The organism is Vibrio anguillarum, from assembly GCF_001989995.2.
Lineage (GTDB): Bacteria > Pseudomonadota > Gammaproteobacteria > Enterobacterales > Vibrionaceae > Vibrio > Vibrio anguillarum.
In genome coordinates this window covers 36,793-50,204 of record NZ_JAHGUP010000068.1, presented here as the reverse complement: position 1 = coordinate 50,204, position 13,412 = coordinate 36,793, and the positions used below count along the sequence as shown (strand labels likewise).

Annotated in this window: 10 protein-coding genes; 3 read left to right on the top strand and 7 right to left on the bottom strand. The window is 43.9% G+C overall.

Features of this window, described 5'->3' with window-relative positions:
- The first annotated feature begins 197 nt into the window (after nucleotides 1–197).
- Nucleotides 198–1,403 carry a multidrug efflux MFS transporter EmrD gene (gene emrD / locus PL85_RS14850; RefSeq protein WP_013868437.1) on the top strand — a complete coding sequence of 402 codons (1,206 nt, stop codon included), beginning with the start codon at nucleotides 198–200 and terminating at the stop codon, nucleotides 1,401–1,403.
- 100 nt (nucleotides 1,404–1,503) lie between these two features.
- On the opposite strand, the gene PL85_RS14845 is transcribed toward emrD, so the two are convergent.
- On the bottom strand, nucleotides 1,504–2,472 hold the full coding sequence (locus PL85_RS14845) for an ABC transporter substrate-binding protein (RefSeq protein WP_019282669.1): 969 nt from the start codon (nucleotides 2,470–2,472) through the stop codon (nucleotides 1,504–1,506).
- Nucleotides 2,473–2,584: 112 nt separating this feature from the next.
- Here PL85_RS14845 and PL85_RS14840 point away from each other — a divergent pair, with 112 nt between their 5' ends.
- Nucleotides 2,585–4,573, top strand: a complete 1,989-nt coding sequence (locus PL85_RS14840) for a sensor histidine kinase (protein WP_214649668.1) — start codon at nucleotides 2,585–2,587, stop codon at nucleotides 4,571–4,573.
- A 22-nt stretch (nucleotides 4,574–4,595) separates the two neighbouring features.
- On the opposite strand, the gene PL85_RS14835 is transcribed toward PL85_RS14840, so the two are convergent.
- The 3 genes from PL85_RS14835 to PL85_RS14825 form a co-directional block, all read right to left on the bottom strand.
- The gene (locus PL85_RS14835; RefSeq protein WP_115340038.1) at nucleotides 4,596–5,273 is read right to left on the bottom strand and encodes an ABC transporter substrate-binding protein; all 678 of its coding nucleotides are present in this window, start codon (nucleotides 5,271–5,273) and stop codon (nucleotides 4,596–4,598) included.
- A gap of 50 nt (nucleotides 5,274–5,323) precedes the next feature.
- On the bottom strand, nucleotides 5,324–6,871 hold the full coding sequence (locus tag PL85_RS14830; RefSeq protein ID WP_115340037.1) for a DUF3369 domain-containing protein: 1,548 nt from the start codon (nucleotides 6,869–6,871) through the stop codon (nucleotides 5,324–5,326).
- A gap of 237 nt (nucleotides 6,872–7,108) precedes the next feature.
- On the bottom strand, nucleotides 7,109–7,951 hold the full coding sequence (locus tag PL85_RS14825) for an AraC family transcriptional regulator (RefSeq protein WP_174223863.1): 843 nt from the start codon (nucleotides 7,949–7,951) through the stop codon (nucleotides 7,109–7,111).
- A 94-nt stretch (nucleotides 7,952–8,045) separates the two neighbouring features.
- Between PL85_RS14825 and PL85_RS14820 the strand changes: the two genes are divergently transcribed.
- A complete protein-coding gene (locus PL85_RS14820) occupies nucleotides 8,046–9,440 on the top strand; it encodes an MATE family efflux transporter (protein WP_115340035.1) in 1,395 nt (464 codons plus the stop codon).
- 76 nt (nucleotides 9,441–9,516) lie between these two features.
- Here PL85_RS14820 and PL85_RS14815 read toward each other — a convergent pair whose 3' ends face one another.
- The 3 genes from PL85_RS14815 to phhA form a co-directional block, all read right to left on the bottom strand.
- On the bottom strand, nucleotides 9,517–11,841 hold the full coding sequence (locus tag PL85_RS14815; protein WP_115340034.1) for a methyl-accepting chemotaxis protein: 2,325 nt from the start codon (nucleotides 11,839–11,841) through the stop codon (nucleotides 9,517–9,519).
- A 307-nt stretch (nucleotides 11,842–12,148) separates the two neighbouring features.
- The gene (locus PL85_RS14810; RefSeq protein WP_115340033.1) at nucleotides 12,149–12,502 is read right to left on the bottom strand and encodes a 4a-hydroxytetrahydrobiopterin dehydratase; all 354 of its coding nucleotides are present in this window, start codon (nucleotides 12,500–12,502) and stop codon (nucleotides 12,149–12,151) included.
- Nucleotides 12,495–13,286: a phenylalanine 4-monooxygenase gene (phhA, locus tag PL85_RS14805; protein WP_017045087.1), complete on the bottom strand. Its 792-nt coding sequence runs from the start codon at nucleotides 13,284–13,286 to the stop codon at nucleotides 12,495–12,497. The genes PL85_RS14810 and phhA overlap by 8 nt, the downstream gene beginning before the upstream one ends.
- Nucleotides 13,287–13,412: the final 126 nt, after the last annotated feature.

Below are 13,412 nucleotides of genomic sequence, written 5' to 3'. Positions count from 1 at the left end.
CTAAGCGGAGAAGAGCCGTTTTTCTAATTCAAATTATAGATTTTTATCTTGCTCAACTTCACACTTTTAGATTGATAAAAGTGCCTAGCCTCACTAATATCTCGCGCCGAAAGAGCGATACTTTCAACGCTGGCCATTAGTTTCATTATTCATATTAATTATATTTCGTAGTTGCACTATTGTGCAGGAGATAGACCATGTCCGCATCGTTTCCGTTAGTGAAACTCACATTTTTAATTGCGATTTTGACCGCTGTCGGCCAAATGACACAAACGATGTACGTCCCGTCCATTGGCCATATGGCGGGAGAATTTTTAGTTTCTCCTGCATCACTGCAGGCGGTCATGGCATGTTATTTAATCCCTTATGGACTATCACAATTTGTCTATGGTCCATTGTCAGACCGCCTAGGACGCAAACCGATTATTATCGCTGGGTTGCTGATTTATATTGCAGGATCACTACTCGCATTATTTGCTCACCAATACGATTGGTTTTTGGTCGGTAGTTTTATTCAAGGGCTTGGCATTGGGTGTGGTGGCGCAATGTCTCGAACCCTTACTCGAGACTGTTTCTCAGGAGCAGAATTGCATAAGGCCAATAGCCTTATCAGCATGTGCGTTATTTTTTCGCCACTCATTGCTCCTGTTCTTGGTGGGTACTTAACAGAAAGTTTTGGCTGGCGCTCTAGTTACTTATTTTTATCCCTATTCGCGATTGCCGTGGTGATCACTATGATGACGAGTATGGTAGAAACATTGCCTAAAGCGGCTCGCAGACACGAATCGGTTGCAAACAGCTATCGCTATGTGCTGAGTGACAAACGTTTCCAAGGGTATTTAATTTGTCTCGTGGCGACTTTCTCTGGCGTCGCGGTGTTTGAAGCCGCTGCAGGTGTATTACTTGGTGGCGTTTTGCAACTGCCTGCCACCACCGTCAGCTTATTGTTTGTCTTACCGATCCCTGGTTATTTAGTTGGTGCGGCGCTATCGAGTGTTATTGCGTTGAACTTCAACGAAAAAAGCGCCTTGTATGTGGGCTTGGTAGCGATAGCATTAGGTTCATTGGTGGTGTTTGTTCCTGGAGTGTTGGGGCAAACCAGCGCATTGACCCTAATTGGTGGTGCCACTGTCTATTTTCTCGGTGCAGGCATTCTCTTTCCCGCAGCGACCACTGGAGCGTTAACACCTCTGCCTTACCATGCAGGAACCGGAGGTGCTGTGTTAGGCGGTATGCAAAACCTTGGGGCTGGTTTAGCCACCCTTTTAGCGTCGGCTATTCCAGCTCATGACCAAATGCCACTTGGCGCATTGATGCTGTTGATGTCTGTGTTTGCTGTGGTTGGTTTGATTCGTGTTTACAGTAAACATGATCCATCAAATGAAATGCCATTGGCTGTTTAATAAACTGTAATGAAGAAAAAGCAGACAGGTCACCGCCTCTCTGCTTTTTTTATTTTAGACGTAATGCTGAATTCGACAATTCAATACAATCCCATCAAAGTCAGTCAATCTTCATCCATCCTTCCGGCACGCTTAACCCCCAACGAGACATTTCTCCCTGATGGTAAATAGCACGACCTTGTTGGCCGATTTGGATAGGAATGCGGCTTGCGTCTTCATTATTATTTAAAATACGTAACACCGTTTTGCCCGCCATTTCGCCTTGATCACGACCCGCTAACACAACACCTCCAGCCGCTTTGCCCGCACCGATCGAAAAATCCCAAAAACCAAATAAAGGAACCTCTGTATGTTGGTTTGTCCACGTTAATACAGTATCCGCTGGCACATTATTTTCGCTCTCATCGACCAAGGTTTGGTAAAGCCCCACGACTATGGCGCCAAATCCTTGCTCTTTAGCTGTGCTTATTCTTGTCTGCCATTCTTTCTCTGTCGCCACCGAAGCTATCTCTGTCGCAATGCCTAAATTCTTTTCAATCATACTCGCTTGGGTTTGCATAAATTCCAACGCAATACTCGCCGTACTACCCGAATCAAATAACACCAATACTTTACGTTTATCTTTATCGAGCATCCGGCCAATTTCTCCCATGGTTTTCACATAGAGGGGGCGCTCTAAAACACCGGTCACTTTGGCTTGCCCTTGGTATTGAGCCATGAATTTTCGTGGGTTTGAATTAATACCCAGAAACACGATTGAGATTGGCTCGTTGTAGAGTTTCGGCAACATATGAACCAACGCATTGTCGTCTCCTAAAACCACTACCTGTGGTTTCAGTTGCTGATATCGGCTAAAGGCTTGTTCGGCGATTTGTGAATAACGGCTCGCTGGTACACGTTTGGTGTCCATCTCAAAGGTATGCAGTTCATGCGCAGGCGTTAACGACTGCTTAAGGGCGGATACATAGCTAGCGTCCCATTCATAACCTTGCTCGTAGCTCTCTATTAAGAGTACTTTTCCCGCCATCACGGGCGCACTTATCACACACAATATCCATATCCAACGCATGAACTGCCTCCAATGATTCGGCTATTTTTTATAGTGTAGTCAATAAGATGTTATTCACACTTCCCATGTGACATCTATACTCAAATTATCACTCAAAAAAATGAGAAGCAGGATGAACAAAAGCCGAACATTTAATGAAAGCATAGATAACCCACTATCGAGTCGCATTGGTCGCAGGATCATTTTTTTCCTTGTCATTTTGAGTGGTGCTGTCACCTTGATGACAACGTTAGCACAAACGTATTTCGACTATGACAGAGAGTTCGATGATGTGGCTCAGCGTCATCACGAAATAGAATTCGTTCATGCCGAACTGCTTGCCACTTCTTTATGGAATTATGATCTCGTTGCACTTCAACAGCGCTTAGATGGCTTAGTAAACTTGCCTAAAATTGATTATTTGGAAATCACGTCTGGCGGTTATCAATTCAGTGCCGGAGAAAAAGTGACGGAGCAATTAGTCGCACACCGTTATCCCATGCTTTATATCAACCCAAAAACGGAAGCCAAAGAGCAGATTGGCGAGATCTACGTTGAGTCTAATGCCCAAGAAATCTACAACTACTTAATCAAGCAGTTTCTACTGATACTGGTCGTGAACGCGGTTAAGACTGCCTTTATTTGTTACGCTATTTTGATGATTTTCCATGAGAGTGTAAATCGACGTGTCTTTGCTATTGCTCAATACTTACGCAAATACAACCCTCGCCATCCACCAAAACCACTAAAACTTCCTCATAAGAAATGGATTATGGGGCATAACGATGAACTCACTTGGCTGGCCGATGAGACCAATAAAATTACCGGAAATGTAACTACGTTGTACAGTAATATAAAACTTGAACAAGAACGATTAGCCGATTTTACGGACGTCTCATCCGACTGGTTATGGGAGACAGATAGTACTGACAGGTTGATTTACACTTCCGAACCCATGCGTCAAGCTTTAGAGATCAGTGAAAATAGCAAGCCACTGCTTTCAGAGATTGACTCACTGCGAGATATGAAAAAATTACTCCAATCCATTACTAAACACTGCTCGTTTTCAATGTGTGAAGAGACAATTATCATCAATGATTGTAAGCACTATTTGATGTTTCAAGCAGTAGCACGATATGAGAAGGATATGTTTCTCGGGTTACGGGGCACAGCTATTAATATTACCGAGCTAAAACTGGCGCAGCTTGAACTACAAAAACTCAACCAAAACTTAGAGCGTCAAGTCGCCAAACGAACTTGCGATCTGGAAAACAGTATTGAGCAACTAAAAGCCACGCAAACACAGTTGATTGAATCTGAGAAATTAGCGGCTTTAGGTGGTTTAGTTGCAGGGGTGGCACATGAAGTCAACACGCCATTAGGTATCGCGGTGACCGCAAGTTCGGTAATCATTGAGGTAACACAAGAGCTAAATAGCGCCTTCGCCAACCAAACACTCACAAGTCAGCAGTTTTCTGAATTGATGCAGAGAATGAATGAAACCAATACGATGCTTGAAAGCAACTTAAATCGTGCTGCCAAACTGATCCGAGACTTTAAACAAACAGCGGTCGATCAGGTATCTGAGAGTCGTAGTCAATTCTCGATCCACCAAGTATTAAGCGCGCTTATCGCTAGTCTTCATCCCGAGACCAGGAAAATCCCTGTTACACCCGTACTAGAGGGTGATGAAGGACTAACCATGAACAGCTTACCTGGAGTATTGACTCAAATAGTCTCTAATCTAGTGATGAATAGCGTCAACCACGCTTTTAGTGTCAACCACGCTTTTAGTGATGAGCAAAATCCCATCATAACCATTGCGTTCAAACAGGAAGGAGAAAATATCCTCTTAGAATATAAAGATAATGGCTGTGGCGTCGAACCAAAACTGCACCATAAAATCTTTGAACCCTTTTTTACCAGCAAAAGAGGCCGTGGCGGATCAGGGCTTGGCTTGAATCTTGTCTTTAATCTAGCAACTCAAAAATTACAAGGAAAACTAGATTTTAGTTCTAATGTTGGCCAAGGTGTTCATTACGTTTTTACTCTCCCTAAGGCTCTTGAACTTGTTAATGATGATGCTGCAATAAATGATGCAGTAATAATAGACAGAAAGTAATAATAGATAGAAAGTAAGAGGGTCAAGGTTGCCAATCATCGTAAGGACGGTGAATAGCATCATAGAGTATTTTCAACTCTCCACTTTCCTCTAGTTGAGAGAGTATTCGCGTTAAGTATTGATCAACCTCATCACCTTTAGAGCCGTGAGCAATGACAAATACATCCTTGAAATCGGCAAAGTGTTGGCGTGAAGCATTGATGCTATTTGAGCGCGCGACTTCAAAAGGTATATAGCTAGGAACGGCCTCAACGTAGTATTTATCAGGCTGGCTCCAAAGCTGTTCTGACGTGATTCGATTGGCTTTATTTGTATAAAGAACATGTGCCACTAAACCGAACGACTTCGTACTAAAACGAAATGGTAACTTTCCTTCAGGATCATCAACATAAATCGCGGGTAAGGCAAAGTCAGCTTGCTTATTAACGACCCCATGTACAGCTCGATGCAAAGGGAAAACTTCAATATGGATCTCTGTATCAGGGTCGACCTTATCCATGTACCTCACTAATTCGACAAATGGCCCCGAACCATCCGCATTAATCAGTCCAGGGAGTTCACCAAGGTGTGCGACCATTTGTTTAGGTTCATTAAGTTTGGGATTTGAAGGATCAATTTGTGCTTGCACAAAAGGAATCTGAACGATGGCTAAGCTAGACGTACACAAGCCAACAATCGTCTTTAATTGGTTACTTTTCACTCTATCCTACTCCCTGAAAACGGATTTATTTTTCGGTTCCAAAAAAGATTCTAGTCTGGAAACTGTTTACGAATAGTGATGAAATCATCCCAATGTGCCAACATCAGATCGACCAACATCGGATCAAAATGTTTTCCTTTTTGCGCGACAATTTCTTGCTTGATTGTCTCTTCCGGCCAAGCATCTTTATAACTGCGTTTCGAGCCAAGGGCATCAAACACATCAGCTAATGCTGTGATTCTGCCACTGATAGGAATGCCTTCACCGGCTAATTGGTTTGGGTAACCGCTTCCATCCCATTTTTCATGGTGAGAACCGGCAATCTCTTTCGCTTTGATAATTAAACTGCGTTTTGAACGACTTAAGATATCAACACCGTATTCAACATGTTTTTGCATGATCGCCCATTCTTGAGCGTCCAATTTCCCTGGTTTATGAAGAATACTGTCAGGGATCGCCACTTTACCTACATCGTGCAGGGGTGACGCATTTTTAATCATATAAATATCCTGCTCAGGTAGGGTCATTAATGTGGCTAATTTTTCACAGATCAGAGAAACCCGCTGTACGTGAGCCCCTGTTTCTTTGCTTCTGGCTTCGACGGCATTGGCTAAGTTATAAACAAGCTCCCTCGATGTTTCGCGTAAATCAAGCTGTAAATTTAAGTTTTCAAAAGTTAACCCTATGTTGTACATATAGATTTCAAGCAAGCGTTCGTCATTTTCAGATAAGCGCTCAAGCAAATTAATATAGAGTAAATTTTCTACACCACGACTGTCTGTCATATAAAGTACAGAGGCATCATCGTAGCTATGAGACATTTTGCTTTGCAGTGCAAGCTGGCAGCGCTTAGCCACTTCCGAAGGTAAGCGCGAGAAATCACAGTCAGAATAAAAATCGACAAATCCTCCAATAGCCGCCAACGTTAAAGCACACGAACCTTCGCCTTCAGATTTAGGCTGAACGATACAATAAAATGCCGATGCATGGAGTTTAAGTAAAGAAGTGAGCTGGCTCAGTACCGATTCAGCATAGGTTTGTAAGGTTGTGGTATTTTGTACCTTCGCTGAGGCTTCAATCACGCGTTTAAGCCCCTCTTTTTGCTCTTCTATCAAACAAAGATCCCGATAAGATCGCAACATCGAATAGAGCAGGGTTCTGAGTTTTTGTGTGGTAAGTTCTGTTTTCTCTTTATAGTCATCAATTTCATACTCTTGGATGACCGTATCTTCGGGGGCTTGCCCTGCTTGCCCGGTACGTAATACCAAACGAATGATTCTATTCTTACACTCTTCACGGATATGCCTAACTAAATCTAACCCCGCGTGTTCCGTCTCCATAACTACATCAACGAGCGCTAAAGCTATATCGGGCTGAGTATTCAGCACTTCTCTGGCTTCAAGACCAGACATAGCAGACAGTAGCTCTAGTGGCCGTCCTTGAAATGAAAACCCTCTTAGCGCTAAACGAGTGATCTGGTGCATCTGCTCATCATCATCGACTAGCAGTACTCGCCATGGTTTATTTTCAACACTAAGTTCATGACTCTCTTCACTCTTTGGTTGAGTCTCTTGTCGAAAATCCGCAAACAGATCCATCGCTTATCTCTCTATATTGACAATATTCCTACTCTTATAGGTTTAGCACATAACCGTTTTGTTGGTGGTTAGAATCTAATTAATGTGATGAATAAATTGATTTTTACAAACCATATCCTCAATGATATTGATATTTCAATCACCTTCATAAGCCGTGCTCGAGGTGCGATAATTTCATCGCGTTTAGTAGATAAGAAAGTTTATGAATGAAGAGTGCCATTTACCAATGCCGTGGAATTAATCATTTCGTTTTTTACGAAATTCTCGTGGTGTGCAATGGCTCCATACCTTAAAACGAGTACTAAAGTTTGCTGGGTTAGGATAGCCGACAATGTCACCGACATGTTGGATTGGCCAGTCGGTAGAAACAAGCAAACGAGCGGCGTACTCCATACGCATTCGCGTTAAGTGGGCTTTAGGACTGTGGCCAAAGTGCTGCTGACATAAACGATGTAAATGAGCTTGCGAGCAAGGAAATAATGCGGCGAGATTTTCTATTGTCCAATCTTTATGCAGCTGGCTCTGGACTCGCTGAAAGACGCGATTTAAACGTAACGAAGTACGCGAGAGCGGTAGTTCAATCGGTGCTCGGAGCATGATTTCTATCTGTTCAACAATGCGTTGCCCGACCTGCTCACCAAGCTCAGCAGGCAATATTAAGGTTCGCAGTAGCGCTTGAATACTCGCATACATGACCGCAGCGATAGGCGTTAATGTGTAATGTATTTCTTCTTTTACGGTGTTTTTCCAATGACGCTGTGGTGCAAGAAAGATCCACACCACTTGCCACTCTTCTTCTTCAATTCCAAAACCATTTTCGACACCCGCTGGTACCACAATTAATGAGCTCGGTTCCAGTAAGTAACGGTCAGTTCCACTCGTTAGCCAACCTTTTCCCTTCACCGTGTATAACAGCATATGCACGCTCTGATTTTTCCGATAAACAGAAAACATTTCGCGGCAGGTTGCAATTCCGCATTGCACAATGCCGCTTTGCTCCAATGCTAAGACGCGACTTTGGTCAATAAATTCTTGATGTGTTTTATCTGAGATGGAATACCGTTCTTGCTTGTCTGACATATGAGAGTTTGGCAAAAGTTATAGAGGTATTGAGAGAATACAAAAATTACGATTCGATTTACACTTGCCGCATATCAAAATGAGGTAATGCAGCATGTTTATGACTCCCTTTCATCAGCTAGACCGTCAATTTTGGCGCAAATTGATCGATATTGGCGTACCGGTATCCCTCCAGTCAATGCTGTTTTCACTGTTAGGTGTAGTGGATATTTTTATGGTCAGCCAATTAGGTGAATCCGCTACGGCGGCCGTTGGTGTTGGCAACCGAATATTTTTCTTTAATCTCATCGTTATTGTTGGCGCTAGCGGTGCAGTAAGCGTGTTAGCTTCGCAATATTTTGGTGCAGGTAACATCGAGGGCATAAAACGGACATTGGCTCAGTCTTGGATAGTGGCTCTGCTGTTTACACTCCCCTTTATGCTGCTCTATTTGTGGATACCTCAGTCTGTTGTTTCTTTAGTGGCCAATGATGCTCAATACGTCACACTAGCCGCGGATTATTTATGGATCACAGCACTTAGCTTATTTTGTACCGCATTAGTAGTGCCACTAGAGAGCGCACTACGTTCTGTCGGCGTGGCAAAGTTGCCAACTCAAGTAAGCATTCTGGCCATCATTATTAACGCAGTCTTAAACGCTTTACTCATCTTTGGCCTGTTCGGCTTTCCAGAATTGGGGGTTGTGGGTGCAGCGATTGGCACAAGCATCTCACGCGGCTGCCAAACCATGCTGCTTTTTTGGCAAGTAAAGCGACATTACGCTCATCTATTGCCCAATCGCGAAAACTGGCAGCAAGCAAAAATGAAACACCATAGACAGCGCTATTTTAAAGTCGCAAGGCCAATGATTATTCACGATTCAGCATGGGCGGCTGGCATTTTGATTTACAACGTTATTGTCGGCCAGTTGGGCGTTTCTGAACTTGCGATTATCTCACTGCTTTCCCCCATTGAAAGTGTACTCATTTCCGCCTTTCTTGGATTTGCCGTGGCCGCCTCTATCTTGCTTGGACATGAAATTGGTGCACAGCGTTACGAACGTGCCGCGCAGACTTCTTGGTGGTATGTACTTACTAGCTGCGGGCTGGCGTTGCTGCTGGCATTGTTCTGCTTTTTGGCTGAACCTTGGATTTACGCTTTGATCGAAAAAAGTCCACTGCATGATACACAAATGGCCGTGAATGTTTGCTTAGTAATGGCGTTTGGGATGGTACTACGGGTATTTAATATGGTCGGTATCGGTGGCGTGTTAAAAAGTGGCGGCGATATTAACTACAGTATTTTCATTGACTTATTTGGCCAATGGGCGATTGGCATTCCGTTGGCTTATTACACAGGGTTGGTTCTTGGCTGGCCTTTGCATTGGGTTATGATGGTTATTATGCTTGAAGAGGCCGTCAAAATTATCCTTACAACACAACGGATCTATTCCAAACGTTGGATCAATAACTTGGTCAACGAGACAGAGCCTTCAACGCTCCAAGCATAATTAAACCGAGTATAACTCTATGCTTGGAGCGAATGTAACCAACACAGTTGCTGATTAAGTAGGAAATGTCTTAGTGTTACGCCTTATATTTGAACTGAGCAATCTCACTATTTAGTGTCTCTGCTTGCCCAGAAAGGTCGGTAAGCACTCCATCAACATCATTCACTTGTCCAGAAACCGACAGTGAAGCATCGGCAATCGAAGTAATGCTACTGCTGATTTCATCCGTTACTGATTTTTGCTCTTCTGTCGCGGCAGCAATTTGCACATTCATGTCATTCAGTTCGGTTAACATTGACATGATTTGAGCAAGCATATCCGTATTCAAATGGCAGGTTTCAACCCCTTTCACCACGGTTTTATTGGCCTTTTCAATTCCCTGCGACACACTGTTTATTTCATGTTGTAGCGAATCGATTTTTTTACGGATCTCTTCAGTAGAAGTCTGCGTGCGCCCTGCTAATGATCGCACTTCATCGGCAACGACCGCAAAACCACGACCCTGCTCGCCAGCACGTGCTGCTTCAATCGCCGCATTAAGGGCCAGTAAGTTGGTCTGCTCGGCGATACCTTGGATAACATCAAGCACTTCAGCAATAGAATTACTTTCACTATGGAGCCGCTCAATAGCTTCCACCGCCATCTTCATCTCATCGCTCAACAAACTGATTTCATTTCCCAACGCTTCCCCGACGTCGACACTTTGTGACCCTGTATCATTAGCTGATTTCACATAATCGGCAGCTCGGCTAGCAAACTGCGCTACCTCGCCAATTGAAGCACTCATTTGATTTACCGCCGCCGCGACCGATTCTGTTCTCATACTCTGCTCAGCAACAGCGCCTCGCGTGCTCTCCATATTGGAAGACATACGATGAGTGCTGCCGTTGAGTGACTCCGTCGCCCGCGCAAACTGCTCAATGGTTTTCTGTAAGCTGCTAAATAGCTGGTTAAAGGCAACCGCAACTTCCGCCATTTCATCTTTACCCTTTTCACTTAAACGCGCGGTTAAATCATTCTCCTGATTAATCCGATGCAGCTCTAACGACGCACTGCGGATAGGTTTGGATATACCACTTCCCACGATGTAAGAAATAAAGAGTGAAAGCACCACAAGAACAGCAATACTAATAAACACCGTCTGCAATACTGAACGCTCTAAAGTCGAGACATCTTGCAACGCCTCAGATTGATCGATTTCAGTTAATATAGCCCATTTTTGTCCTAAAACATCCAGAGGTGCGTAAGCCGAAAGTACTTCAACATTACGATAGTCTTTGATGGTTTCTAGGCCTTGTCCACCCGCCAATGCCTGTCGTACCGCGTCGGTCTTGATGCGTTGACGCCCAATGGCCGAACCCTTGGTTTTGATTTGCTCAATGGTGGCAGGCTCAACACCAATATCAGTTAAGGTTTGAAAGTATTGCTCAGGATCTTCTAATAAAAACCGTGATTGACTGCGCAATAAACCATCTTGCCCCACAAGGTAAGTTTCTCCACTTTTACCGAGCCCCGCATCAGCCCAGCTACCGCCAAATGTCATGATGTTGTTGATCACATCGATCGGCATCTGAAAGATCAGCGTACCTACCCGCTGCTGTTCTTTGAAAATTGGGGCCGAAATAAACGAAGCCGCTGCCTCATAGGAAGGATAATAAGGTGCAAAATCTTCGAGGTAGGATTGCCCCTCTTGCAAGTTTTTTGCCTTAGCAAATGCATGGCCTAGCCCCGAATTTTGATATGCGCCAGTTGATAAATTGGTCGCAAAATCCAGTTCTTTAAACACGGTATAAACCACGTTGCCTGACAAATCGACAAGGAAAATATCGTAATAGCCAAACGCTTCTAAAAATCGCCTAAACGAGGCGTGATAACGCCGGTGAGCTTCATCATAGCTGCTGCCCAATGAATCAAAATCCAAGTGATGTTTGGATCCAAGCTCGTTAGGGTTTACGCCGATGTAGCGAGCCTGCAGTGCTTTTCCCTGCTCTGAAAGCTGTGCAAACGCACCAAGCTCATTTGGCTGACTGCCACTGTTTTCCTGACGGTAAGTACGACCAAACTGATCACGATAATACCGTTCTAGCGCATCCATATCTTGGGGCGTTATACGGTGGGCAGGATAACGAGAGAACGAACGAGTAAAAGAATCCATTGCTTCTTGAGTCGATACCTCGGAAGACAAGGTCTCAATTTGCAGACGGATCTGTTTGAAATAGTTAGTTATTTCACTCTTTTTGATTTCGCGTACGGAGGTAAGTTGATTTGCGGCTCGGTCATAAAGTGCTTGGCTTGAGAGCTCTGATGCTCGCCACCCAACAAAACCACCGCTGATTACCACGCCAACTGAACACAAGATAGTACATGCCGCAATGATTTTCGTTGATATTTTCATAGTCAAACCCTACGCATAGAAATGAACAATTTTTTGTAAAGCCATCGTCGCCCCCAGCCACTGGGTTTATATGAAATTTGTATTATGAGCTTTTCAAAGTGTAGGTCACGGTTTGGCTTTTGCGTAGAAAAACGACCGGATACATCCAAACAGCTTGAAGTTGCGGGTAGGCGGTAAGTGAGCTCATCCCCATGAGCACAAGTAAACTCTATGCTGGGGTGAGCAAACGTAGCCAGCACTGCTGCAACTTCAAGTGCACAACGACGGGAAAATAACCACCAGGTCGAGTTATAAACCTAAAACATTGATAATATTAACTTTCATCGATTAATCCATCACATATTAATCCATCACATTTTGCGGCGCAGATAAAATCGTTTTTGTGCAATCCTTTGATGGAATGGCTCCACCAAGTCACGGTCACTTTTCCCCACTCTAATAACAAACTGGGGTGGTGGAATTCCGCTTCAGCTAATTGAGCAACTTGGTTAGAAAATGCCCACGCCAACTTGAAGTTTTTGAACACATACACTTTTTCCAACTGGGGGATGTCATCACGTACAACAATAGACCACCCCTCAAGCTCAGTGAGTAGTTGCTGCTGCTCGGGGATCGATAATGCTAGCGCATCAAGGCTACAAGCTTCACAACGTAATTCTTCAAGCATGGGTCTCTTCCTTGGGTTGAAATAAGGGGGCCAACAAGCCTGCCTGCATGGCACTTTCTACCTGCTGTACAAGATTTTCTTGGCTCAAATGGTACAGATCTCGTAGATCATCCAACACATAGTAAATGGGTTGCATGATATCAATACGATATGGCGTTCTCAGCACTTGTTGGATGTCAAATTTTTCACGTATGGCCGTTTGATTATCAAGGCTATACACGGTTTCAGCGGGGGAGGATAAAATACCTCCGCCATAGATTTTTACACCGTCACTTTCTTGCACTAAACCAAATTCGACCGTAAACCAATAGAGCCGCGCCAAATAAGCTCTCTGTTTTGGGCTCGCGTTAGCCCCAAGCTTGCCGTAAACCTGAGTAAATGATGCAAAATCAGGATGAGTAAGCATCGCGCAATGACCAAAAATCTCATGAAAAAAATCCGGTTCTTGCAAATAGTCAAACTCTTCACGGCTACGCAAAAACGTGGCAACTGGAAATTTTTTCTCTGCCAATAAGGCGAAAAATCGATCGAAATTAATTAAAGCGGGCACCGGCTCGACTTGCCATCCGGTTTCACGTTGCAAAATACGGTTGATATCGGGCAACTGAGGAACCTGATCTTTAGAGAGTTGCAGCATCGCTAACCCATCCAAATAGGCTTGGCATGCTCGCTGCTCAACGACGGTCTCTTGACGTGCGATCAGATCATACCAAATCCGATCCTCTTCGTTACTCCAGTCAATGAAACCTTTGCTATTTAATGGCTTAGAATGATACTGCGTCATACCACAACCTTTTAACAAACCGATTACATTAAGCCTATCGCTTCGTGAAAAGTCTGCCAATCTTAGGCTCGACATCTGACGACGCTCACGCGTAACAAATATTTTACATTTATGGTTTTTTTACTT

Excerpts from the sequence above, each read along its gene's own strand:
- PL85_RS14810 (WP_115340033.1), bottom strand. The coding sequence starts at position 12,502 with ATGCTTGAAGAATTACGTTGTGAAGCTTGTAGCCTTGATGCGCTAGCA.
- PL85_RS14840 (WP_214649668.1), top strand. The coding sequence starts at position 2,585 with ATGAACAAAAGCCGAACATTTAATGAAAGCATAGATAACCCACTATCG.
- phhA (WP_017045087.1), bottom strand. The coding sequence starts at position 13,286 with ATGACGCAGTATCATTCTAAGCCATTAAATAGCAAAGGTTTCATTGAC.
- emrD (WP_013868437.1), top strand. The coding sequence starts at position 198 with ATGTCCGCATCGTTTCCGTTAGTGAAACTCACATTTTTAATTGCGATT.
- PL85_RS14820 (WP_115340035.1), top strand. The coding sequence starts at position 8,046 with ATGTTTATGACTCCCTTTCATCAGCTAGACCGTCAATTTTGGCGCAAA.
- PL85_RS14830 (WP_115340037.1), bottom strand. The coding sequence starts at position 6,871 with ATGGATCTGTTTGCGGATTTTCGACAAGAGACTCAACCAAAGAGTGAA.
- PL85_RS14845 (WP_019282669.1), bottom strand. The coding sequence starts at position 2,472 with ATGCGTTGGATATGGATATTGTGTGTGATAAGTGCGCCCGTGATGGCG.
- PL85_RS14825 (WP_174223863.1), bottom strand. The coding sequence starts at position 7,951 with ATGTCAGACAAGCAAGAACGGTATTCCATCTCAGATAAAACACATCAA.